Origin of the sequence: Sphingobium sp., assembly GCF_033795625.1 — a bacterium.
Classification (GTDB): Bacteria; Pseudomonadota; Alphaproteobacteria; order Sphingomonadales; family Sphingomonadaceae; genus Sphingobium.
Genome location: NZ_JARYGI010000003.1, coordinates 44,856 through 66,566, shown reverse-complemented (window position 1 = coordinate 66,566; position 21,711 = coordinate 44,856). Strand labels below are relative to the sequence as shown.

Below are 21,711 nucleotides of genomic sequence, written 5' to 3'. Positions count from 1 at the left end.
CCCCCTGCTCATAGGGCACAGAGTATACAGCGCCAGAGCGTGCGCGCCAACTCATATCAATATGGCATCAGCTTTTCCCCTGCCCGGGCGCAGTCGGGCAGAGGCGATGCGCTAGACCAGCAGGAAGTCCGCCGCCGAGAAAGTGTGGGCCGTCAGCGTAGTGGTCGGGTCCGCGATTTCGATCGAGAACCTGCCGCCCGCCGAGGTGACGACATCCAGTGCAACGTTGCCGTTTGCGAGATCGTGCGCGAAGACGGTGCCGAGGCCGCCGCTGGAGTTATAGCTGCTGACGCCGAGCTTCTCCAGCACGATGCGGTCGCTGCCGTCCTGAAAATCCTCGATCACGTCGCCGCCGTCCAGCGCGCCTGCGCCCTTGAAGCAGAACCAGTCTGCGCCCGCACCGCCCCAGAGATGATCGCTGCCAAGTTCGCCCATCAGCTTGTCGAACCCGCCGTCGCCGTACATCAGGTCGTTGCCGCCGCCGCCGAGCAGCAGGTCGTCGCCGCTGCCGCCGCTCATGCTGTCGTTGCCGTCTTCGCCGTTCATGGAATCGGCGTCGTTGCCGCCCGACAGGCTGTCATTGCCGGCACCTGCCTGGAGATTGTCGTTGCCATCGCCGCCCACGAGGGTGTCGACGCCATATTCCGAGGAGAGCACGTCATTGCCGGCGCCGCCATCGAGATAATTATTGCCGTCGCCGCCATCCACGAAGTCGTTGCCGATGCCGCCGTAGACGCGATCGTCGCCCGATTGCCCCTTCAGCCGATCGTTGCCGCCTTCGCCATAGATGGTGTCGTGGCCTGCGCCGCCGCCCACCGCCTGCGTGGTCAGCTTGCCGGTCGCGGGATTGATTTCATTGTAGAAGCCGTCGTCGCCTTCGCCCGCATAGATGAGGTCGTCGCCGATGCCGCCATCGATGTAATCGCGGCCCGCGCCTGCCGTGATGGTGTCGTTCCCGGCGTCGCCCAGGATCTGGTCGTGGCCGTCGCCCGCGTCGATCCGGTCGTTGCCTTCGCCGCCCGAGAAGATGTCGTTGCCAAGGCCCCCGGTTAGCCGATCATCGCCGATGCCGCCGTCCAGCTTGTCATTGCCATCGCCGCCGTCGATGATGTCGACGCCATTGCCGCCCTTCAGGAAGTCGTTGCCCGCTTCGCCGTACAGTGTGTCGTTGCCGTCGCCGCCCTCGACATAATCGTCGCCCGTGCGCGCCCAGATGATGTCGTTGCCATCCAGGCCCCGGATGTCGTCGATTGCGGATGTGCCATAGAGCGTTTCCGCCCATATGGTGCCAACGAATTTAGCCATGTGATTCCCCCACCCAAACAGTCGCTGCGGAGCGCCGAAGGTCACGGATGACCGGCGCTCCTGCTCTCATGCACACATGACACAGCTTTCGGGACGCGACAGGGGCGTGAGGCGATATGCCTTAGCTGTGGGATCGATCGTTGGAAATCGGGGTCTACACCTAGAGGAAAACCCCGCCTGCCGGTTATTTGCGGGCTTTGCGGGCGGCGTATTTGGCGTCGCGGATGGCTTTCTGCTCTTCGGGCGTGAGCTTGGGCTTTTCCTTCTTCACCGGCTGCGCGGCGAGTTCGGCGGCTTTCTTCTCGGCCTTCTCGGCGGCGGCGGCTTCCTGCGCGGCTTTCTTTTCGGCGAGCTTGGCGGCGCGCTTTTCGGCGGCGGCGGCTTCCTTGGCTTCGGCGGCGGCCTTGCGCTCCGCGACGACTGCCGGATCGATCGGCGCCTTGGCCTTCAGCTTGTCGAGCGCCTTCTGCTTCGCCTGCGCAGCCAGTGCGAGGCGATCCTGAAAAGCGGGATCCCGATACGTCGCCATAAGTCCTGAAGCCTGTCCTGTTAGATGAGGGAGCGCAGCGCCTGCCCGCATTTCCTCCATCTTGCAAGGGTTCAGGGGCTATTTTGTTCCGTTATGCGGCGCAATCTTGCCGTTGTGCCGCCGATCGCGCTAGAGCGCCGCGATGACCGGCGCACCCAGTTCACCCGCTGTTACGGCAATCGTCCTGGCGGGGAGCAGGCCCGGCGCCGATCCGTTGCTGGAGGGGCGCGGGGTTTCGACCAAGGCGCTGCTGCCCGTCGCGGGTCGGCCGATGCTGGCGCATGTTCTGGGCGCTCTGGTGGGGCATCGCGCGGTGGGGCAGGTGCTGGTGCTGGCGCAGGATGTGCGGGCGTTGCAGGACGATCCGGCGCTGGCGGGGTTCGCAGGCGTCCGCTTTGCGACGAGTGGCGAGGGGATCAGCCAGTCGGTGATGGCGGCGCTGGATCAGGGCGCGGCGATGCCGGTGCTGCTGACTACGGCCGACAATGTGCTGCTGACCGGAGCGATGATCGACGCGTTCGTTGCAGGCGCGCGGGGGAGGGACATCGCGGTGGGCATGGTCGAGCGGCGGGTGCTGCTGGCCGAGCATCCGGAGAGCCGCCGGACGTGGCTGAAGTTCCGGAGCGGATGGTGGTCGGGCGCGAACCTGTTCTGGATCGGTAGCGAAAGGGCGCGGCCGCTGCTGGAGCGCTGGCGGGCCGTGGAGCAGGACCGCAAGAAGGGGATGAAGATCGTCGGCGCATTCGGGCCGCTGCTGCTGATCGGGGCTGTGTTGCGAGTGCTGACGATCCAGCAGGCGGTGGCGCGGCTGGGACGGCGGCTTGGCGTCAGTGCGCGCGTGGTGGCGATGCCTCAGGCGGAGGCGTGCATCGATGTGGACAAGCCTTCGGATCTGGTGCTGGCCGAAGTGATACTGGCGAGGCGCGGGTAAGGAGAATTTACACAGTCCCGTTCGTCCTGAGTAGCCATTGAGCTTGTCGAAATGGCGTATCGAAGGATCAGGCGCTGCGCAGGATGCTTCGATACGAGCCTTCGACAAGCTCAGTCTCTACTCAGCACGAACGGATTTAAAGCGAGGTGTTCACGTCCTAAGCTCTGCGCAATGCCCGGCGGCTGGCCCAGCCCATCAGCAGGAAGCCGACGACCGACGTGGCGAGGCTGGAATAGGCCGCGCCGACAGTGCCGAAGCGGGGGAGGAGCAGCGTCAGCAGGCCGAGCAGCATGAGCGTCGTGACGAACGTGATGCGCAGCGAAGTGCCTGCGCGGTCGGTCGCCATCAGCAGCGGGCTGAAGCTGACGCCGACCAGGTCGATCGACGCGGCGATGCCCAGCAGGACCAGCAGCGGATAGGCGCCTGCGAACGCCTCTCCCGCCACCAGCACCAGTATCGGCTTCCCGACGATCAGGATGAGCGCGACGATCGATGCGCCGGTGATCAGCGCGAGGCGGTTCATGCGCCCGAACAGCGCCTGCATCTGTCCGGCGCTCTCGCTGGCGCTGGCGCGGGCGAGTTCGGCGAAGATGGTGCGGGACAGCAGGCCGGAAATCTTGGTGAGCGACTGGCTGAGCTGGTTGGCGAGGCGGTACAGACCCGCGCCCGCCGGGCCGACGAACAGGCCGATGACGAGGACCGCGACCTGCTTGCCGACGGCGTTGAGCGTCGTGGAAAGATTGGTGGCGGTGAGGAAGCGCAGGAGGCCGGGGTTTTCCGTGCGGGCGGCGAGAAACCGGCCTGCGCCCCACGATCCGATGCGGCCCCGCCCGGCCCTCAAAGCCAGCACCCAGTAGGCGGCAGCGCAGAAGATCTCGGCTGCGGCCCAGACGATCAGGAAGGCCGTGATCGAAGGGCCGGTCGCGAGCACGACCGCCGCGCCGATCATGCGCCCCACCGGCACCATGGTTTCGGCGACGGAGCCCGTATCGAAGCGGTCGAACAGGCGCAGCAGGCCGGTCGGCGTCGATCGGATGCCGATCAGCATCGCGGCGCAGAACAGCAGCGCCTGGCTTCGCAGTTCGGGCGACCATCCGAAGAAGGGGCCGAGCAGCAGCGTGACCGCCGCCGCGATCAGGCAGCCGACCGCCGCCGACCCGATGTCGATCAGAACGCAGAAACGGATCAGCCGATTGAGCGCGTGGGCGTCGCCGCTGATCAGATGCCTCTGCCCGAACCGCACGATGATCTGCCAGGATTCGAACGTGACGAGCACGCTGATCGCCTGCGCGGTGCTCAGCACCAACGCGAAGCGGCCGAAATCGGCGACGCCCAGGCTGCGCGTGACGATGGCGAGATAGAAGAGGCTGAGGATGCCGCCGATGCCCTTGCCGCCCAGCAGCCATGCGGTGTTTGCAAGGACACGCGAAAAGGCGGCGTCGTTTTCGCGTGTGCGGCTGCCTGCGGTGTCCTGCTGCGTCAATTGGATGGCCTGTAGCGGTGGGGCGTCGCGCTATCTAGGCATTGGGCCGGTGATTGTCGATGGCGCGGGGAACGGCTAAGGCGACGGCCATGACCATCGAAAAAGCCATCATCCTGAGCGCCGGACAGGGATCGCGCCTGCTGCCCCTGACGGCGGACGTGCCCAAATGCCTGATCGACTTCAACGGGCGAAGCCTGATCGCCTGGCAAGTCGCGGCGCTGGCGGCGAACGGCATCAGGCATATCGTCGTCGTGACGGGCTTTCGCACCGAGAAGGTCGAGTCGCACCTGGAAGCGCTGGCAGCGGGGACGGACCTGCGGATCGAGACGCTGTTCAATCCGTTTTTTCAGGTGGCGGATAACCTCGGCACCTGCTGGATCGCCAAGGAGGAGATGGACCGCGACTTCATCATCCTGAATGGCGACACCATCATTTCCGCCGAGATCGTCGCGCGGCTGATCGCGGAGGCATCCGCGCCGATCACGGTGACGGTCGACGTGAAGCCGGACTATGACGATGACGACATGAAGGTGCATCGCTTGGGCGGCAAGCTCATCTCCATCGGCAAGCGCCTGTTGCCGCACGAGAGCAACGCTGAGTCGATCGGGATGCTGGCGTTCCGGGGTGAGGGCCCATCGATCTTCCGCCGTCAGGTAGAGGACATGATGCGCACGCCCGAGGGCGTGGAGCGCTGGTATCTGCGCGCCATCGACATCATCGCCAAGACGCAGGACGTGGGCACAGTCTCGATCGAGGGACTGGAATGGGCGGAAGTCGATTTTCCGCAGGATGTCGAGGCGGCGACGGCGCTGACGGGTCGATGGGTTGCGGACGGGCGTCCGTAACTGCCTACTGGCCTTGTGTGAAATAGGGCTTCAGCCAGTCGCGCAACGCGTCGCGCTCCGCATCGTTCAGCTTGTGGGCCTGCGAGATGTCGGGCACGCCGGGCCAGGCCGTGTCCGCAATCGTCACGCCGCAGGCAGTGCGCTCGCCTTCGTAGCGGGGGAGGGCGTGGAAGTGGACGTGGGGATCGATCATCATGAACAACAGGTAGTTGATCTTCTGGTGCTGGATGGTTCCAGACAGAGCCTGCGCTATGGCCGCGGTTACGGTCTGCAATTCGGCATAGGCTTCCGGTGGCAAGGCTTCGATGGCCGTGGCGTCCGACTTGGCGGCGAGGACCAGCGATCCGAGCGTCACCTGCGCAGGACGCAGCAGGACGACCCAATGGTCATATTCGCGCAGCAGCGTGGCGGGATAGCCGAATTTCTTGATCGTTTCGTTCATGTTGCCTGCTCCAGCCAGCTAGTGATCGGCCGCCCCTTTGCCCGCACCGCATAGGCCTGGGCAAGGCGTATCGCATGGACCACCAGCGACAGCACCGTCCAGACGGCCAGCCAGACGAGGCCCTGATCCGGCCGCCCGGCCAGAACGGACACGAACAGGATGACCATGTTCGGATTGCGCCGCGCCGTGACCAGTCGAAACAGCGAATCGAATCGCTGCCACACATGGATATCCATGCCGAAGTCCTTGATGAAGGCCCCTTCGATCAGCCGTTGCAGGATGTAGCCGGCGACGATGGCGACCATGATGATCGCGAAGCTGCGATTGTCGAGCGCCAGGCCATGGCTCGCAAGGCCCAGCCCCCACGCGTACCACCAGAAAGGCGGATGGACGAGGTCTATGCCATGGTCGAACACATTGCCCCATTTGGACGAGGTGATCGTGCAGCGGGCGAGCTTTCCGTCCACCGTGTCCAGCACCATGAAGCCGAAGGCGCTCGCCATGCCCGCCCAATACTGCCCGTCCGCGAAGAGGAACGCCGCCGCGACGCAGCAGACTGCGCCGATCGCCGTCACCATGTTCGGCGTCATCTTCAGCTGCGCGGCGATGCGCGTCAGGAACAGCGCCAGTTCGGGCCAGAGATATTTGGTGAGGACATCGGTGACGCCCTTATACGCGCCGAAATAGCTTTGCCGCTCTATGGCGCGGCGGGAGGAGGGGGCGAGACGCCGCACGAAGGGCACTTCCAGCTTGCGGAGCTGACGGTTGTAGATCTTCTCGCCCTTGCCGAGGTCGGTGATCGTCAGGCCGGGCGTGCTGTGGATCGCCAGCGGATCGGCGCCGCGCGGGATCTGGCCCAGCACAAGCTCGTCACCGATGGTGAAAACCGTGCCCGGCGTCTCCAACGCCAGCCGCAGCAGCAGCGGGTCGAAGACATAGGCAAGATTCGCGGCGAGCACGTGACCCTCGGCAACGGCCTGCCCGGCCTTGGCCTGCCCCGCGACCATGCGGCGCACGCGCTCCGCATTGGACATGCCCCAGATGGGCGTGTCGTTGCTGCCGATCAGCGTCAATGATGGTACACTATTAGTCTTATTTGGCATTGTGGGCCTATATCGGCTAATATCCGGCGGGACTAGAGCGGCTCCTTGAACGGGTATGGAAATCGCTTGCAGAGTTTCTGCCGATCGGCAAATGCTGCCGAATGTGTTAAGGGAGAGCCGCTACATGTCCCTCAAGCCAGCTCGATTGGGTTGGTATGCAACCAGCTATTCTCCGAAGATTGCTAGTATAAGACTGCGGTTGCTTAAACCGATGGCGTTTCTACGGGAGCAAGGACTCGATGTAGAGCGCTATCGAAGTAGCGTCGGGCCTGCCGGCTATGACGCCATCGTGTTTTCAAAGGCGTTCTGCAAGGATGCACTTCAGGTGGCGAGGGCCGCCAAGGCTGAAGGCAAGACGGTCGTCTTTGACATGTGCGACAATATTTTCGAAGCCAAGCAGAGCAGGAAGAAGGCAGGAAAGGTGGCGCGTTTTCGTGAGATGATCACGATGGCGGATTGCCTCGTTTTTTCCACGCCGGTGCTGCGAAGCCAGATATTGGCGGCGGTGCCTGAAGCCACGGCCCAGAGCCATGTCATTCCCGATACCATAGAGGATATGCATGTTGCGGATGGTGCAAATGTGCGCACTTCTCTCTCGCTTATGAGGTTAAAACTGTTCCTGGCGCGTCGGGAAGATGCACTTCATTGCGTGTGGTTTGGTAAGTGCCAGGGTAATCGAGCAGGATTGGTGCATGTGGATGCCGCTGTCAGAGAGCTCGAAATATTTGCCAGGCGCTATCCGGTGACACTGACCATCATCGGTAACAAACGGCTAAAGTACTGGCAGGCTTCCAGGAAATGGGGCATTCCGCACATCTACGTGCCATGGTCCTTGGAACAATTCCCAACGACTTTGGCCATGCACGATATTGCCCTGATACCGGTTGAGCAAAACAGCTACACCATAGGCAAGACCCTGAACCGGCCTGCGACCGCGATCGCTGCGGGTCTGGGTGTCATTGCAGATTCCATAGATGCCTACGAAGAGCTGCGTCCATTCATCGTGCTGGATGACTGGCAAGCTGGTCTTGAGCGCTATCAACTCAGCAAGAGCCAGGGGGATTGCGGTATCGAGGAAGGGCGCGCATATCTGGAGCGACGATATGGACAGACGGCCGTAGGTAATGCATGGCTGGCTCTAGGACATAGCATCACAGCTACGGCCTGATCTCGCCGTTCAGCAGACGCGTCCATTGGTCGAGGCACTTATTCAGGCTCCAGAGTGCCGCTCCTGCCGCTTGCTGGTCAGGATCCCGTCCAACCGACAGCTCCGAGACTATCGCCTGGGAAAGACCTTCGGGGTCTTCCACGGGGGCCAAGGTGCCAAACGGGCCTCGTGTCAGTATTTCCCAGGAGCCCGTCGGGCATTCGGTTGCCACAAGCGGAAGTCCGCAGGCGAGCGCTTCCAGAAGGGCGTTGCTTGACCCTTCCCAGCGGGAGGCGCTGACGAACAGGTCGGCCTGCGCCATGATGGCAAAGGGGTTCGCCTGATATCCGAGGAAGGCGATGCGATCCCCAACGCCCGCCTCTTGCGCAAGGCGCTCGAGCTTATCTCGCTGCGCCTTTTCCCCGTCTCCGATCACCAGCAGCCGAGGGAGCCTGGGGAGGCTGATGCGGGCGAAGGCGGCGATAAGGACGTCGAAGCCCTTTTGCGACGTAAGCCGCCCCATCGATGTCAGGAGAGGATGCCCATCATTCCGATCCTGCAGAAACGGATGGGAAAATGGTTCGCGCGCCAGCTTTCTGATCTTATCGACATCTACGCCATTCGGAATGCAATAGATGGGCACGGGAAAATCGAGCTGGATGATTTCGTCCGACAGCTCCTCGGAAACGGCGACTATTGTATCGCTTCCGCCGTATTTCAGATTATCTCCCCACGTTGTCATCAGATTATTGTGTCGTGCGCGGCGGGAGGAATTACTCGCGCGGGCGATGAACTGAACTTTCCCGTTCATTCTCGCCATAGCGAGGGCCGCCCGTGCGGGAAGGTGAAAATGGTTGCCGCCCGACAGGAGAACGGATGGGCGCCGCGCTCGGATGGCTGCCGCAAGGCCTGGGACGTTCAGCGCCAGATCGACGGCGCGATTCGGGACACACCCTGGTAGACGGCTAACCTCGACGACGGGCACGTGCGCAGAAACCTGCCTGATCAAGGGGCCCCGACGGCGTATTGCCCACAACTCGACCCGCAGGCCAGCTTCGGATGCCGCCGTTGCGATCTCAATTGATTTTCTGACAGTGCCGCTCGCACACAAATCATAATTGCATATGGCAACCAAGGGGCGAGCATCAGTCAATTTCGCAGTCCTTATCGTCATGTCGGGACAGCTGCTGCTGCTGGAAATCGATGCTGTGCCAACCATGCCCGGCTGAGATCCTTGCCAGCACGGCGCCGGCGTTGACGACATAAGCTTCATCCGCCCAGTTCAGCGTGGGCGCGTCGGAAATATCATCGCTATAAAAGCACGTGCTGATGGGTGTTGAGCCGTTGGCCTGGAGCCACGCTCGTATCATTGCCAGCTTGTGCGGCCCATAGCAGTTCTCGCCGTCGATACGGTGCGAGATGTTTCTTCCGATCCGCCTATGGCGCGTCGCGATCACTGCGTCGAAGCCGAGCGCCGCGCCGATGCGCTGCGCGTAGAATTCCGGGGCTGCGGTGGCCATTACCAGCATACGTCCGGCGGCGCGGTCCTCGGCGATCTGGGCAAGTGCGCCCGGTTGAATGTTGTGCGCCAGCGTGCGCGCGGCGTAGCGCTCCGCCAGCAGCTTTGCCGTTTCGGGCGAAATCGTGGACCCCAGGAAGAGGCGCAGGCCGAATTGCTTGAGCGGCTTGCGGGCGATCAGGCCCCCCTTGTGGGCCGCCATTGCGGCCAGCCACAGGGGCAGCGCGGCCAGCCGCCATGGCGCGCGCTGCTGCGCTGCGAAGATCAGGAACGGTGTGAAGGTGCCGCGCTTCGTGATGGTGCGGTCCATGTCGTAGATGGCAAGCTGCATAGAGCGTCGCCCTATAGGCAGAAACGCTCTCTGCAAGCAGTCATTCGATAAACCCGCAATTGTTTCCGCACATGCGAAAGCACTGGACCTTGACTAAACCGGCCCCATATTGTTGAGGGGTCCGCATCGGGACTCAACGGGACACGCGCGAACATGGCCGAATTCAGACTACCCGCGAACAGCCGCATCAACGGCAAGGGTGTGGAGCACAAGGTCGACGGCGCATCCAACGTCAAGAAATTCAAGGTCTATCGCTACGATCCCGACAGCGGCAAGAACCCCCGCTACGACACGTTCGAGATCGACCTCGACACCTGCGGCCCCATGGTCCTCGACGCTCTCATCAAGATGAAGAGCGAGCAGGACCCGACGCTGACGTTCCGCCGATCCTGCCGCGAAGGCATTTGCGGATCGTGCTCGATGAACATCAACGGCAAGAACGGCCTTGCCTGCACCACCGCCATCGAAGACTGCAAGGGCGAGGTGAAGATCACGCCGCTGCCGCACATGGACGTGATCAAGGACCTGGTCCCCGACTTCACGCATTTCTATGCGCAGTACAGCTCGATCAAGCCATGGCTGCAAACCGTGACGCCGCCGCCGTCGGGCAAGGAGCGGCTGCAGTCACCCGAAGACCGCGAGAAGCTGGACGGGCTCTACGAGTGCATCCTGTGCGCCTGCTGCTCCAGCTCCTGCCCGTCCTACTGGTGGAACAGCGACAAGTTCCTAGGGCCAGCGATCCTGTTGCAGGCCTATCGCTGGCTCGCCGACAGCCGCGACGAATATACCGGCGAGCGTCTGGACGAGCTGGAAGATCCGTTCCGCCTGTATCGCTGCCACACGATCATGAACTGCGCCAATGTCTGTCCAAAGGGCCTCAGCCCCGCCAAGGCGATTGCCGAAACGCGCAAGATGATGGTCGAACGCGCCATCTAATCTTCGGCTGACGCGTTACGGAAGAGGGTGGCGACATCGAAGACGAAAGCAGCCCGGATTGGCGCCTGTTCGACTTTTCGGGAACGGGGACATGGCCGGAATCCTGGCCACCCGTGCCATATGCGCGGGAAAGTCCTTCACGCATAACCTTCCGGATCGACCTGCCGGAGCTGGCGGGGAATCGGCTGGGTGGCTTGCATGGCGGGTTCCTGGCCAGCGTGGCCGAAAATTGCCTAGGTCTGTTCCTCGCGCTGGAAGGACGGGCTCGTGATGCCGTTACCGTTTCCCTCTCGTTCGACTATTCGGCTGCGGGCCAAGTCGGCGCTCCCGTCGAGGGAGAGCTGGAGCTGATACGGGAAACCGGCCGGATGCAGTTTCTGCGGATCGTGTTGAGGCAGGGCGATACTGTGCTGCTGCATGGGCAAGGCGTGTTGCGGAAGCTGAAAGCGGCATGACGGGCGTTCTCGCCCGCTATCATGCGCTGGTTGCTGCCGGCGAGCTGCGCGCCGACCCGGATCAGCAGGCGGCCGCGCGACGGCTGGATGCGCTTCAGCAGGAGTTGGAAGCCACGCCGCCGCGCGGGTCCACCTTGTGGCGGATGCTGCGCAAACCGCCCGAAGCGCCGCGCGGCCTTTATATGTGGGGCGGAGTGGGGCGCGGCAAATCCATGCTGATGGACCTGTTCTTTGATTGCATACAGGTCCGCCGCAAGCGCCGCGTGCATTTCCACGAGTTCATGATCGACGTGCATGCGCGGCTGGCCGAAGCGCGCAAGAGCGAGACGGGCGACCCGATCCCGCCGGTAGTCGCAGCGCTGGCGGACGAGGCGCGGCTGCTGTGCTTCGACGAGATGGTCGTCAACAACATGGCGGATGCGGCGATCATGTCGCGGTTGTTCGCGGGCCTTATCGCGGCGCGGGTGACGGTCGTGACTACGTCCAACCGGCCGCCGGACGATCTCTATAAGGACGGGCTCAATCGTCAGCTATTCCTGCCGTTCATCGACTTGATCAAGGATCGGCTGGACGTGCTCGGCTTGAATGGCCCGACTGACTATCGCCGTGACCGGCTTGGCGACGCGACGCTCTGGCACGTGCCCAACGGGCCTGAGGCGACCGAGGCGCTGAGCGCGTCCTTCTTCCGCCTGACCGACTATCCGCCGAGCGATCGCGCCAATGTGCCCAGCGAGGAACTGCCGGTGCAGGGCGGGCGGACGCTGCATGTGCCCAAGAGCCTGAAGGGCGTCGCGGTGTTCTCGTTCAAGCGGCTGTGTGCAGAGGCGCGCGGGGCGACTGATTATCTCGCCATCGCGCGGCGCTATCATGCTGTCATCATCGTCGGGATTCCGGTGCTGGGGCCCGAGAAACGGAACGAGGCGGCGCGCTTCGTGACATTGATCGACGCCTTATACGAATATCGCGTGAAACTGCTGGCGTCGGCGGATGCTGTGCCGACCGCGCTATATCCAACGGGCGACGGTGCGTTCGAGTTCGAGCGCACGGTTTCGCGGCTGATGGAGATGCAGTCGGACGACTATCTCGCCCTTGGGCATGGCGCGAAATAGGCCGGGCGCAGCACTTGAGGAGTCGCGCCCGGCCAGTCGGTCGCTGTCAGGGATGCCCTCAAGGGGAGGGGCAGGCAGCGGAAGTCCTGATAATGCAATTGCGAATGAATTGCAAAGATAATTGAAAACTGGCGGTTTGTTTGGTTGAAACCTTAATCTATTCGGCCTAAGCGATCCTCCAATTCCAAGTTCGCGTCTATTTTGGAGGATAATGATGGCCCGTAAGAAGATCGCGCTGATCGGCGCTGGCAATATCGGCGGCACGCTCGCGCATCTCGCGGCACTCAAGGGCCTGGGCGACGTCGTCCTGTTCGACGTGGTGGAAGGTATCCCCCAGGGCAAGGCGCTCGACCTGTCGCAGTGCAGCCCGGTCGAAGGCTTCGACTCCAAGATCACGGGCACGAACGACTATGCCGACATTGCGGGCGCTGACGTGATCATCGTCACGGCCGGCGTCGCACGCAAGCCCGGCATGAGCCGCGACGACCTGCTCGGCATCAACCTCAAGGTCATGAAGGCGGTGGGTGAAGGCATCAAGGCCAACGCGCCCGACGCATTCGTCATCTGCATCACCAACCCCCTGGACGCGATGGTCTGGGCATTGCGCGAATTCTCGGGCCTGCCGCACAACAAGGTCGTCGGCATGGCGGGCGTGCTGGACAGCTCGCGCTTCAGCCACTTCCTGGCCGACGAATTCCAGGTGTCGGTGAAGGAAGTCACTTCCTTCGTGCTCGGCGGCCATGGCGATACCATGGTGCCGGTCGTCGAATATTCGACCGTCGCGGGCATCCCTCTTCCCGACCTGATCGCGATGGGCCGCACCACCAAGGAGCGCATCGACGCCATCGTCGCGCGCACGCGTTCGGGCGGCGGCGAGATCGTTGGCCTGCTGAAGACGGGCTCTGCCTATTACGCGCCCGCCACCAGTGGCATCGCGATGGCCGAAGCCTATCTTGGCGACAAGAAGCGCGTGCTGCCGTGCGCCGCCTATGTCGAAGGCAAATATGGTGTTGACGGCCTGTATGTCGGCGTCCCGGTGGTGATCGGCGCCGGCGGCGTCGAGGAAGTCATCGAAATCAACCTGGGCGAAGAGGCCAAGGCGAATCTTCAGGTATCGGTCGATGCGGTCAAGGAACTGCTGGTCGCCTGCAAGGGCATCGACTCCTCGCTCGCCTGATAAAAGCTGCACCGATCTCCCCAGGAAAAGTGTGCAGCCTGGGGTCGTCGATACATGAAATGCCACTCACCTTCTTAAAGGGGCAAGCATGTCTATCCTCGTAAACAAAAATACGAAGGTCATCACGCAAGGGATGACCGGCGCGACCGGCACGTTCCATACGGAACAGGCGCTGGCTTACGGCACGCAGATGGTCGCGGGCGTCACGCCGGGCAAGGGCGGTTCCACGCATATCGGCCTGCCGATGTTCGACACGGTGCTGGAGGCCAAGACGGCAACCGGCGCCGACGCGTCGGTCGTGTACGTGCCGCCGCCATTTGCGGCCGACTCGATCCTGGAAGCGATCGACGCGGAAATCCCGCTGATCGTCTGCATTACCGAAGGCATTCCGGTTCTGGACATGGTGCGCGTGAAGCGTGCGCTGTCTGGCAGCAGGTCGCGCCTGATCGGTCCCAACTGCCCCGGCGTGCTGACCCCCGGCGAGTGCAAGATCGGCATCATGCCCGGCAGCATCTTCAAGAAGGGCAGCGTCGGGGTTGTCTCGCGCTCCGGCACGCTTACCTATGAAGCCGTGTTCCAGACGTCGAATGCTGGCCTTGGCCAGACCACGGCGGTCGGCATCGGCGGCGATCCGGTGAACGGCACCAACTTCATCGACGTGCTGGAACTGTTCCTCGCCGACGACGCGACCGAATCGATCATCATGATCGGCGAAATCGGCGGCGACGCGGAAGAACAGGCAGCGCAGTTCCTGATTGACGAGGCGAAGCGCGGGCGCAAGAAGCCGATGGCCGGCTTCATCGCGGGCCGCACCGCACCTCCGGGTCGCCGCATGGGCCATGCCGGCGCGATCGTGTCGGGCGGCAAGGGCGACGCCGAAAGCAAGATCGCGGCGATGGAAGCGGCCGGCATCACGGTCGCTGCCAGCCCGTCGGAACTCGGCACCACGCTGCTTCAGGTGCTGAAGGGCTAAGCTGGCCCGAAAGCGGGCCGGGGCTGCACCCCCGGCCCGTGCTGGCGTTCCGCGACTGCACGCGGGGAAGCGCAGGATTGGACGGAATATGGGTTACGAAGGTCAGGAATTCCCGCTTGGGGCGGGTGAAGTCGAGCAAGGTCCAAGCTGGGCAAAGCCCAACTGGCCACCCACCGATACCGATGCGCTGACGGCCGCTCTCGATCCCACGCAGATGGCGGTCGAGATCAAGGCCAAGGCGCAGGCTGCGGGTAAGGCCGTGTCCGACAAGGACGTCACCGAAGCCGCGGGCGACTCGATCCGCGCGATGATGCTGATCCGCACCTATCGCGTGCGTGGGCATCTTGCCGCCAATCTCGATCCGCTGGGCCTGTCCAAGCGGGAACTGCCCGCCGACCTGACACCGGAATATCATGGCTTCTCGGGCGCGGCGCTCGACAAGAAAGTCTATATGGGTGGTGCGCTGGGCCTCGAATATTCGACGGTGCGCGAACTGGTCGGCATATTGCGCGCCAATTACTGCGGCAATGTCGGGCTCGAATATATGCACATCTCCGATGTGGAGGAGCGCCGCTTCCTGCAGGACCGCATGGAAGGCAAGGACAAGGAAATCGAATTCACGCCCGAGGGCAAGAAGGCGATCCTGACCAAGGTCATCCACGGCGAGCAGTACGAGAAGTTCCTTGGCCGAAAATATGTCGGCACGAAGCGCTTCGGTCTGGATGGCGGCGAATCGATGATCCCGGCGCTCGAGGCCGTCATCAAATATGGCGGCGCACAGGGCGTGCGCGAGATCGTCTATGGCATGGCCCATCGCGGTCGCCTGAACGTCCTCGCCAATGTCATGGCCAAGGGTTTCCGCGTGATCTTCCACGAATTCTCGGGCGGCACCGCCAACCCCGAGGATGTCGGCGGTTCGGGCGACGTGAAGTACCATCTGGGTACGTCGACGGATCGCGAATTCGACGGGACCAAGGTGCATATGAGCCTTGTGCCCAACCCGTCGCACCTTGAGACGGTCGATCCGATCGTGCTCGGCAAGGTGCGCGCGCAGCAGGTGTTCCGCGACGACCTGACGAAGCACAAGGAAGTGCTGCCCGTGCTGATCCACGGCGATGCGGCGTTCGCGGGGCAGGGGATCGTGTGGGAATGCCTCGGCTTCTCGGGCATCCGCGGCTACAATACGGGCGGCTGCATCCACTTCGTGATCAACAATCAGGTCGGCTTCACCACCAGCCCGCAATTCGCGCGGTCCTCGCCTTATCCGAGCGACGTGGCGAAGGGCATCATGGCGCCGATCCTGCACGTCAACGGCGACGATCCGGAAGCCGTGACCTTCGCATGCAAGCTGGCCATCGAATATCGCCAGACCTTCCATCGCGACATCGTGATCGACATGTGGTGCTATCGCCGCTTCGGCCATAACGAGGGTGACGAGCCCAGCTTCACGCAACCGCTGATGTACGCGAAGATCCGCCAGCATCCGCCGGTCAGCGACGTCTATGCCGCGCGGCTGAAGGACGAGGGCGTGGTGGACGATGCCTTCGTCGCAGCCACGACCAAGGAATTCGTCGATCATCTGGAAGACGAGTTCGAGGCTGCCAAGAGCTACAAGGCGAACAAGGCCGACTGGTTTGCGGGGCGCTGGTCCGGCCTTTCGCAGCCCACCGATATCGAAACCGCCCGCAAGAGCGTGGAAAGCGCGATCACGCCCAAGCTGTTCGACAGCCTTGGCCGCACGCTGACCACCGTTCCCGAGGGCGTCAATATCCACAAGACGCTCCGCCGCATCCTCGACGCCAAGGCGGAGATGTTCAAGACGGGTGCCAATTTCGACTGGGCGACGGGTGAGGCTCTGGCCTTCGGCTCGCTGCTGTCGGAAGGGTATGGCGTGCGCCTGTCGGGGCAGGACTCGGGGCGTGGCACGTTCAGCCAGCGCCACTCGGTCTGGGTCGATCAGGAAACTGAGGCACGGTATATCCCGCTCTCCACCGTGCCGCACGGCCGGTTCGAGGTGCTGGATTCGCCGCTGTCCGAATATGGCGTGCTCGGCTTCGAATATGGCTACGCGCTGGCCGACCCGAAGAGCCTCGTGCTGTGGGAGGCGCAGTTCGGCGACTTCTCCAATGGCGCGCAGATCATCATCGACCAGTATATCGCGTCATCCGAATCCAAGTGGCTGCGCGCCAACGGTCTCGTGATGCTGTTGCCGCATGGCTATGAAGGGCAGGGGCCGGAGCATAGCTCGGCGCGTCTGGAGCGGTATCTGCAACTGTGCGCGGAGGGCAATATCCAGGTCGCGAACTGCACGACGCCGGCGAACTACTTCCACATCCTGCGTCGCCAGATGCTGCGCTCCTTCCGCAAGCCGCTGATCATCATGACGCCCAAGTCGCTGCTGCGGCACAAGCTGGCGGTGAGCAAGGCGGAGGATTTCCTGGGCGATTCGCACTTCATGCGCATCCTGTCCGACACCAACCCTGCGGCGGACGAGGAGACGAAGCGGCTGGTCCTGTGCAGCGGCAAGGTCGCCTATGACCTGATCGAAGCGCGTGATGCCGCGGGCGATACCGACACGCAGATCGTGCGCATCGAACAGCTCTATCCGTTCCCGACCGAGGCGCTCGCCATTCGCCTTAAGCGCATGACGAACCTTGAAGAGGTCGTCTGGTGTCAGGAGGAGCCGCGCAACAATGGCGCGTGGTTCTTCGTCGAGCCGTTCATCGAGCAGAGCCTGGAAGAAGCGGGCAAAGCCCCGATGCGCGCACGATATGCGGGGCGCAAGGCCTCCGCATCGCCCGCTACGGGTCTCGCCAAGCGCCACATCGCAGAACAGGGCGCGCTGGTTGCCGATGCACTCGGCCACAGCGTTCGCACCGAAATTCGTCGCCAGAAGAAGGGCTAAGCATCATGGCCACCGAAGTAAAAGTCCCCACGCTGGGCGAATCCGTTACCGAAGCGACCGTGGGCGCATGGCTGAAGAAGCCGGGCGATGCGGTTGCGCTCGACGAGCCCATTTGCAGCCTTGAGACCGACAAGGTGGCGGTGGACGTGCCTTCGCCGGTCGCGGGGACGCTGGGCCAGCAGTTGGTCGCAGAGGGCGATACCGTAAATGTCGGCGCGGTGATTGCGATCATCGAAGCTGGCGGCGCTGCGGCGGCTGCTCCGGCCCCTGCCGCTGCTCCGGCACCCGCTCCGGCTGCCAAGGCGGAAGCCGCCGCGCCTGCGCCTGCTGCATCCGCGCCTGCCGAGGATGATGATGGCGATGGCGGCAACCTGACGCTCTCGCCCGCGGTGCGCCGCCTCGTGCTGGAGCACGGCCTCGATCCCAGCAAGATCAAGGGCTCCGGCAAGGACGGACGCCTGACGAAGGACGATGTGACTGCCGCCGTTGCTGCGGGGACTGCCAAGGCCGCGGCCGAGCCTGCGGCCAGTGCGGCGCCCGTCGCTGCCGCTGCGCCGTCCGCTCCGGGTCGAGGCGAGGAACGCGTGCGCATGACGCGCCTGCGCCAGACCGTCGCCAAGCGGCTGAAGGCTGCGCAGGAAACCGCCGCGCTGCTGACGACTTTCAATGACGTCGACATGACCGCCGTCATCGAAGCGCGCGCCAAGTACAAGGACCTGTTCGAGAAGAAGCATGGCGTGCGCCTTGGCTTCATGGGCTTTTTCACGAAGGCCGTGACGATGGCTCTGCGCGATATTCCGGGCGTCAACGCGCAGATCGAAGGCGATGAGATCGTCTATCACGATTATGCCGACATTTCGGTCGCGGTCAGCGCGCCAAACGGCCTGGTGGTGCCAGTGATCCGCAACGCCGAAAGCCTGAGCGTCGCGGAGATCGAGAAGACGATCGGCACGTTCGGCAAGAAGGCGAAGGACGGCACGCTGACCATGGACGACATGAAGGGCGGCACCTTCACCATCTCCAACGGTGGCGTTTTCGGCTCGCTGATGTCCACGCCGATCATCAACACGCCCCAGAGCGCCGTCCTCGGCCTGCACCGCATCGAGGATCGTCCAGTCGTGCGCGATGGTCAGGTGGTCGTCCGTCCCATGATGTATCTGGCGTTGAGCTACGACCATCGCTTGATCGATGGCCGCGAAGCCGTCACGTTCCTGGTCGCGGTGAAGAATGCGATCGAAGACCCGACGCGCCTGCTGATCGACCTGTAAGAATAATCCAGCGCCCCGCGCGTTCGTGCGCGTGCATCATGGATGGAGTAGATAATGGCCGAATATGATTATGATGTGCTGGTGATTGGCGCCGGGCCCGGCGGTTATGTCGCGGCGATCCGTGCGGCGCAGCTGGGGCTGAAGACCGCATGCGCAGACAGCCGTGATACGCTGGGCGGCACCTGCCTCAATGTCGGGTGCATTCCCTCAAAGGCGCTGCTCAATGCCTCGCATCATTTCGAGGAAGCGGCGTCCGGCGCGCTGGCCAAGCATGGTATCAAGATCGGCAATGTCGAACTCGACTTGCCCGCAATGCTTGCCGACAAGGACGAGTCCGTCAAGGGCCTGACCAGTGGCATCGAATTTCTGTTCAAGAAGAACAAGGTCGATTGGCTGAAGGGCCTTGCGACGTTCAAGGACGCGCACAGCGTCGAAGTCGCTGGCAAGACGGTAACGGCGAAGAACATCGTCATCGCAACAGGGTCTTCCGTGACGCTGCTGCCAGGTGTCGAGGTCAACAACGACAAGGGCGTCGTGGTCGACTCCACCGGCGCACTGGCGCTTCAGAAGGTCCCCGGGCACATGGTCGTCATCGGCGGCGGGGTGATCGGGCTGGAGCTGGGTTCCTGCTGGCGGCGTCTGGGCGCGAAGGTCACGGTCGTCGAGTTTCTCGACCAGATCCTGCCCGGCATGGACGGCGACGTGCGCAAGGAAGCGGCCAAGATCTTCAAGAAGCAGGGCTTCGAGATCAAGACCAGCACGAAGGTCACGGGCGTGTCGGTGTCCGGCAGCGGCGCGACCGTCACGGTCGAACCGGCGGCTGGCGGGGAAGCGACGACCATCGAAGCGGACGTCGTGCTGGTCGCGATCGGGCGCAAGCCGAATACCGACGGGCTTGGTCTCGACAAGCTCGGACTGGAAGTGAACAAGCGCGGCCAGGTCGAAACGGATCATGACTTCGCGACCAAGGTCGATGGCGTCTGGGCGATCGGCGACGTGATCCCCGGCCCCATGCTGGCGCACAAGGCCGAGGACGAAGGCGTTGCGGTTGCGGAGAATATCGCGGGGCTGACCGGCATCGTGAACCATGATGTCATTCCCTCGGTCGTCTATACGCACCCTGAGATCGCGGGCGTCGGGCTGACCGAAGAGCAGGCGAAGGAGCGCGGCGCGGTCAAGACCGGCAAGTTCCCGATGATGGCGAACAGCCGGGCCAAGGCGATCCGCGACACCGAAGGCTTCGTGAAGGTCATCGCCGATGCCGAGACCGACAAGGTGCTGGGCGTATGGATCATCGCCTCGCCCGCTGGTGACATGATCGCGCAGGCGGCGCAGGCGATGGAGTTCGGCGCGTCCAGCGAGGATATCGCCTATACCTGCCACGCCCATCCGACGCATGCCGAAGCGCTGAAGGAAGCGTCGATGGCGGTGCAGGGCAAGCCGATCCATATGTGATTTCAGGGGGTGATCGGTCATCGGCTGCCCCCTGTTGGCCCGTCGCTCAGCCGCGTTTCAGCACGATCGCCGTGATCGACTGATGTTCTGCGAACCCTAGCGACCGATATAGCGCGATCGCTCCAGCGTTGTTCGCGTAGCTGTGGAGGAAGGGCCGCTCGCCCCGCTCCAATATCCGTGAAGCGACTACTCGCATGAGGAAACCCGCATAGCCCCGGCCGCGGGCGTCGGGATGCGTGCAGACGCCGCTTACTTCCGTGAACATTCCGGGCTTCATCCGCTCGCCCGCCATGGCCAGCAGCCGGCCGTTCTCCCTGATGCCGATGAAGCCGCCCAGCATGTGCGTCTTCTCCGCAAAGGGGCCGGGTGCGGTCAAGGTGGCGAGAGCGAACATTTCTGCCGCATCGCCGTCGCCCAGATCGTGAAAGTCGAACATGCGCGTCTGGGGCGTGATGGATGATGCAATCATCTGACAGCACAGGGCGCTTCGCACGACCGTCATGCCGGGGGGCGAGGCGGGGGGCGTCTTCTCTACGATCCAGATCTCGCCATCGCCCGCCAGATCGGCGAGAGCGGACGCATCGTCGGCGTTGGCGCAGGCCGCGAGGGGGCCGATTTCCGGTCGAAAGCGAACCGCGCGTCCGTCCCCCACCGCCAATCCAGACTGGCGCCCGGTCAAGGCATGCCAAACCGGGCGGTCGAGGGGCGAAGTGGAGGCGATGGCCTCATCACGCATCGGCTTGTCCCCATAATCCGCCCGGCATCAGCATGCCATTCTGCACAGGCAATCTGCCTTCGCGGTCTTCGGCAAGGAGTAGCGCGCCGTCGAGGTCCACCCAGTCCGCGCCCTGCGCCAATAGAAAGGCCGGGGCAATCCCCAGCGAAGTACCGAGCATGCAGCCCACCATGATTCGCAGCCCTCGCGCGCGCGCCGCTTGCGAAAGGGCCAGCGCTTCGGTCAGGCCGCCTGCTTTATCGAGTTTGATGTTGACGGCGGAAAAGCCCGCCAGCCGGTCGAGGTCTTCGCGGCTATGGAGGCTCTCGTCGGCACAGAACGGCACAGACGATCGCACGTCCGCCAGCATGTCCTCGCGGCCATGCGGGATCGGTTGCTCGATGAGTTCCACGCCGAGCGATGCCAGCGCCGCCGCTTCGGCCGCGATGTCCATCGCTGCCCAACTCTCGTTGGCGTCGACAATCAGCCGCACGCCCGGCGCGCCGCGACGGACGGCGGCAATCCGTTCGCGATCGCCTTCGCCAGTCAGCTTGCATTTCAGGAGAGCGAAGCCGCGGACCGCCGCCGCCTGGGCATCTGCTTCCATTTGCGCAGGATCGTTGAGGCTGATCGTGAAGGCTGTCGGCACCGCGACAGGCTCCGCCAACCCGGCAAGCTGCCATACGGGAACGCCTGCGCGTCGCGCTTCATAGTCCCACAAAGCGCAGTCGAGTGCGTTGCGCGCGGCTCCCCGGCCCATCAGCCGGTTGACGCTCGCCCGGTCAAGCGGGCCGCGATAGGCGGCGATGGCGGCGGCGCAACTCTCCGCGCTCTCGCCTTCGTAATAGATGGCGGTTCCCTCGCCGCGCCCGACATGGGTGCCATCCCCTACGGTGCAGACGACGACGTCGACATGCGTCTTGGCGCCGCGGCTGATGATGAAGGCGCCAGCGACGGGCCAGCGCTCGACCTGTGCAGAAATAATTTCGACCATCAGAGTGCTTTAGGGGGCACGGCAGGTATGGGAAAGCCCATGTGGTCTTTCCCGCGGGCATCTTGCAAGCTAGAGCAGCGGTCAGCCCC

General features: G+C 63.5%; 20 protein-coding genes. 11 read left to right on the top strand and 9 right to left on the bottom strand.

Annotated features, from left to right (window positions below; genetic code table 11):
• Positions 1 to 111 precede the first annotated feature (111 nt).
• Together QHC67_RS02440 and QHC67_RS02435 are read right to left on the bottom strand one after the other, a co-directional pair.
• On the bottom strand, positions 112 to 1,305 hold the full coding sequence (locus tag QHC67_RS02440; RefSeq protein ID WP_319290553.1) for a calcium-binding protein: 1,194 nt from the start codon (positions 1,303 to 1,305) through the stop codon (positions 112 to 114).
• A gap of 184 nt (positions 1,306 to 1,489) precedes the next feature.
• On the bottom strand, positions 1,490 to 1,834 hold the full coding sequence (locus QHC67_RS02435) for a DUF6481 family protein (protein WP_319290551.1): 345 nt from the start codon (positions 1,832 to 1,834) through the stop codon (positions 1,490 to 1,492).
• 142 nt (positions 1,835 to 1,976) lie between these two features.
• On the opposite strand from QHC67_RS02435, the gene QHC67_RS02430 reads away from it, so the two are divergent.
• On the top strand, positions 1,977 to 2,765 hold the full coding sequence (locus QHC67_RS02430; protein WP_319290549.1) for a nucleotidyltransferase family protein: 789 nt from the start codon (positions 1,977 to 1,979) through the stop codon (positions 2,763 to 2,765).
• Positions 2,766 to 2,922: 157 nt separating this feature from the next.
• Here QHC67_RS02430 and QHC67_RS02425 read toward each other — a convergent pair whose 3' ends face one another.
• Positions 2,923 to 4,248 carry a lipopolysaccharide biosynthesis protein gene (locus QHC67_RS02425; protein ID WP_319290547.1) on the bottom strand — a complete coding sequence of 442 codons (1,326 nt, stop codon included), beginning with the start codon at positions 4,246 to 4,248 and terminating at the stop codon, positions 2,923 to 2,925.
• Positions 4,249 to 4,337: 89 nt separating this feature from the next.
• On the opposite strand from QHC67_RS02425, the gene QHC67_RS02420 reads away from it, so the two are divergent.
• Positions 4,338 to 5,093, top strand: coding sequence for a phosphocholine cytidylyltransferase family protein (locus QHC67_RS02420; protein ID WP_319290545.1), 756 nt, complete (start codon positions 4,338 to 4,340; stop codon positions 5,091 to 5,093).
• A 4-nt stretch (positions 5,094 to 5,097) separates the two neighbouring features.
• Here QHC67_RS02420 and QHC67_RS02415 read toward each other — a convergent pair whose 3' ends face one another.
• The gene (locus QHC67_RS02415; RefSeq protein WP_319290543.1) at positions 5,098 to 5,535 is read right to left on the bottom strand and encodes an HIT family protein; all 438 of its coding nucleotides are present in this window, start codon (positions 5,533 to 5,535) and stop codon (positions 5,098 to 5,100) included.
• A complete protein-coding gene (locus tag QHC67_RS02410) occupies positions 5,532 to 6,638 on the bottom strand; it encodes a CDP-alcohol phosphatidyltransferase family protein (protein ID WP_319290540.1) in 1,107 nt (368 codons plus the stop codon). The genes QHC67_RS02415 and QHC67_RS02410 overlap by 4 nt, the downstream gene beginning before the upstream one ends.
• 124 nt (positions 6,639 to 6,762) lie before the next feature.
• On the opposite strand from QHC67_RS02410, the gene QHC67_RS02405 reads away from it, so the two are divergent.
• The gene (locus QHC67_RS02405; RefSeq protein ID WP_319290539.1) at positions 6,763 to 7,806 is read left to right on the top strand and encodes a hypothetical protein; all 1,044 of its coding nucleotides are present in this window, start codon (positions 6,763 to 6,765) and stop codon (positions 7,804 to 7,806) included.
• Here the strand turns inward: QHC67_RS02405 and QHC67_RS19170 are convergent.
• Both QHC67_RS19170 and QHC67_RS02390 read right to left on the bottom strand, forming a co-directional pair.
• Positions 7,796 to 8,959: a glycosyltransferase gene (locus tag QHC67_RS19170; RefSeq protein ID WP_413818477.1), complete on the bottom strand. Its 1,164-nt coding sequence runs from the start codon at positions 8,957 to 8,959 to the stop codon at positions 7,796 to 7,798. The two genes, QHC67_RS02405 and QHC67_RS19170, sit on opposite strands and share 11 nt — an antisense overlap.
• The gene (locus tag QHC67_RS02390; RefSeq protein WP_319290538.1) at positions 8,931 to 9,635 is read right to left on the bottom strand and encodes an HAD family hydrolase; all 705 of its coding nucleotides are present in this window, start codon (positions 9,633 to 9,635) and stop codon (positions 8,931 to 8,933) included. The genes QHC67_RS19170 and QHC67_RS02390 overlap by 29 nt, the downstream gene beginning before the upstream one ends.
• A 153-nt stretch (positions 9,636 to 9,788) precedes the next feature.
• Here QHC67_RS02390 and QHC67_RS02385 point away from each other — a divergent pair, with 153 nt between their 5' ends.
• From QHC67_RS02385 to lpdA, 8 genes are all read left to right on the top strand, one after another.
• Positions 9,789 to 10,571: a succinate dehydrogenase iron-sulfur subunit gene (locus QHC67_RS02385; protein WP_319290537.1), complete on the top strand. Its 783-nt coding sequence runs from the start codon at positions 9,789 to 9,791 to the stop codon at positions 10,569 to 10,571.
• A 113-nt stretch (positions 10,572 to 10,684) separates the two neighbouring features.
• Positions 10,685 to 11,026 carry a PaaI family thioesterase gene (locus tag QHC67_RS02380; RefSeq protein ID WP_319290536.1) on the top strand — a complete coding sequence of 114 codons (342 nt, stop codon included), beginning with the start codon at positions 10,685 to 10,687 and terminating at the stop codon, positions 11,024 to 11,026.
• On the top strand, positions 11,023 to 12,135 hold the full coding sequence (gene zapE, locus QHC67_RS02375; protein ID WP_319290535.1) for a cell division protein ZapE: 1,113 nt from the start codon (positions 11,023 to 11,025) through the stop codon (positions 12,133 to 12,135). Before QHC67_RS02380 ends, zapE begins: the two co-directional genes overlap by 4 nt.
• A 214-nt stretch (positions 12,136 to 12,349) precedes the next feature.
• The gene (gene mdh, locus QHC67_RS02370; RefSeq protein WP_319290737.1) at positions 12,350 to 13,312 is read left to right on the top strand and encodes a malate dehydrogenase; all 963 of its coding nucleotides are present in this window, start codon (positions 12,350 to 12,352) and stop codon (positions 13,310 to 13,312) included.
• A gap of 88 nt (positions 13,313 to 13,400) precedes the next feature.
• Positions 13,401 to 14,285 (top strand): succinate--CoA ligase subunit alpha, encoded by an 885-nt coding sequence (sucD, locus tag QHC67_RS02365; protein WP_319290533.1) that lies wholly within the window; start codon positions 13,401 to 13,403, stop codon positions 14,283 to 14,285.
• An 88-nt stretch (positions 14,286 to 14,373) separates the two neighbouring features.
• Complete coding sequence (locus QHC67_RS02360; RefSeq protein ID WP_319290531.1) at positions 14,374 to 17,190, top strand: 2-oxoglutarate dehydrogenase E1 component; 2,817 nt, start codon at positions 14,374 to 14,376, stop codon at positions 17,188 to 17,190.
• Between the two features lie 5 nt (positions 17,191 to 17,195).
• Positions 17,196 to 18,458 carry a 2-oxoglutarate dehydrogenase complex dihydrolipoyllysine-residue succinyltransferase gene (gene odhB / locus QHC67_RS02355; protein WP_319290529.1) on the top strand — a complete coding sequence of 421 codons (1,263 nt, stop codon included), beginning with the start codon at positions 17,196 to 17,198 and terminating at the stop codon, positions 18,456 to 18,458.
• A gap of 54 nt (positions 18,459 to 18,512) precedes the next feature.
• The gene (gene lpdA / locus QHC67_RS02350; RefSeq protein ID WP_319290527.1) at positions 18,513 to 19,913 is read left to right on the top strand and encodes a dihydrolipoyl dehydrogenase; all 1,401 of its coding nucleotides are present in this window, start codon (positions 18,513 to 18,515) and stop codon (positions 19,911 to 19,913) included.
• A gap of 46 nt (positions 19,914 to 19,959) precedes the next feature.
• Here the strand turns inward: lpdA and QHC67_RS02345 are convergent, their stop codons facing one another.
• Positions 19,960 to 20,649, bottom strand: coding sequence for a GNAT family N-acetyltransferase (locus QHC67_RS02345; RefSeq protein WP_319290525.1), 690 nt, complete (start codon positions 20,647 to 20,649; stop codon positions 19,960 to 19,962).
• Positions 20,642 to 21,622: an N-acetyl-D-Glu racemase DgcA gene (dgcA, locus tag QHC67_RS02340; protein ID WP_319290523.1), complete on the bottom strand. Its 981-nt coding sequence runs from the start codon at positions 21,620 to 21,622 to the stop codon at positions 20,642 to 20,644. Before dgcA ends, QHC67_RS02345 begins: the two co-directional genes overlap by 8 nt.
• Between the last annotated feature and the right edge of the window lie 89 nt (positions 21,623 to 21,711).

Excerpts from the sequence above, each read along its gene's own strand:
- QHC67_RS02435 (WP_319290551.1), bottom strand. The coding sequence starts at position 1,834 with ATGGCGACGTATCGGGATCCCGCTTTTCAGGATCGCCTCGCACTGGCT.
- zapE (WP_319290535.1), top strand. The coding sequence starts at position 11,023 with ATGACGGGCGTTCTCGCCCGCTATCATGCGCTGGTTGCTGCCGGCGAG.
- QHC67_RS02345 (WP_319290525.1), bottom strand. The coding sequence starts at position 20,649 with ATGCGTGATGAGGCCATCGCCTCCACTTCGCCCCTCGACCGCCCGGTT.
- QHC67_RS02385 (WP_319290537.1), top strand. The coding sequence starts at position 9,789 with ATGGCCGAATTCAGACTACCCGCGAACAGCCGCATCAACGGCAAGGGT.
- dgcA (WP_319290523.1), bottom strand. The coding sequence starts at position 21,622 with ATGGTCGAAATTATTTCTGCACAGGTCGAGCGCTGGCCCGTCGCTGGC.
- QHC67_RS02430 (WP_319290549.1), top strand. The coding sequence starts at position 1,977 with ATGACCGGCGCACCCAGTTCACCCGCTGTTACGGCAATCGTCCTGGCG.
- lpdA (WP_319290527.1), top strand. The coding sequence starts at position 18,513 with ATGGCCGAATATGATTATGATGTGCTGGTGATTGGCGCCGGGCCCGGC.
- mdh (WP_319290737.1), top strand. The coding sequence starts at position 12,350 with ATGGCCCGTAAGAAGATCGCGCTGATCGGCGCTGGCAATATCGGCGGC.
- QHC67_RS02405 (WP_319290539.1), top strand. The coding sequence starts at position 6,763 with ATGTCCCTCAAGCCAGCTCGATTGGGTTGGTATGCAACCAGCTATTCT.
- QHC67_RS02440 (WP_319290553.1), bottom strand. The coding sequence starts at position 1,305 with ATGGCTAAATTCGTTGGCACCATATGGGCGGAAACGCTCTATGGCACA.
- QHC67_RS02360 (WP_319290531.1), top strand. The coding sequence starts at position 14,374 with ATGGGTTACGAAGGTCAGGAATTCCCGCTTGGGGCGGGTGAAGTCGAG.
- QHC67_RS02410 (WP_319290540.1), bottom strand. The coding sequence starts at position 6,638 with ATGCCAAATAAGACTAATAGTGTACCATCATTGACGCTGATCGGCAGC.
- QHC67_RS19170 (WP_413818477.1), bottom strand. The coding sequence starts at position 8,959 with ATGACGATAAGGACTGCGAAATTGACTGATGCTCGCCCCTTGGTTGCC.
- QHC67_RS02420 (WP_319290545.1), top strand. The coding sequence starts at position 4,338 with ATGACCATCGAAAAAGCCATCATCCTGAGCGCCGGACAGGGATCGCGC.
- sucD (WP_319290533.1), top strand. The coding sequence starts at position 13,401 with ATGTCTATCCTCGTAAACAAAAATACGAAGGTCATCACGCAAGGGATG.
- QHC67_RS02415 (WP_319290543.1), bottom strand. The coding sequence starts at position 5,535 with ATGAACGAAACGATCAAGAAATTCGGCTATCCCGCCACGCTGCTGCGC.
- odhB (WP_319290529.1), top strand. The coding sequence starts at position 17,196 with ATGGCCACCGAAGTAAAAGTCCCCACGCTGGGCGAATCCGTTACCGAA.
- QHC67_RS02390 (WP_319290538.1), bottom strand. The coding sequence starts at position 9,635 with ATGCAGCTTGCCATCTACGACATGGACCGCACCATCACGAAGCGCGGC.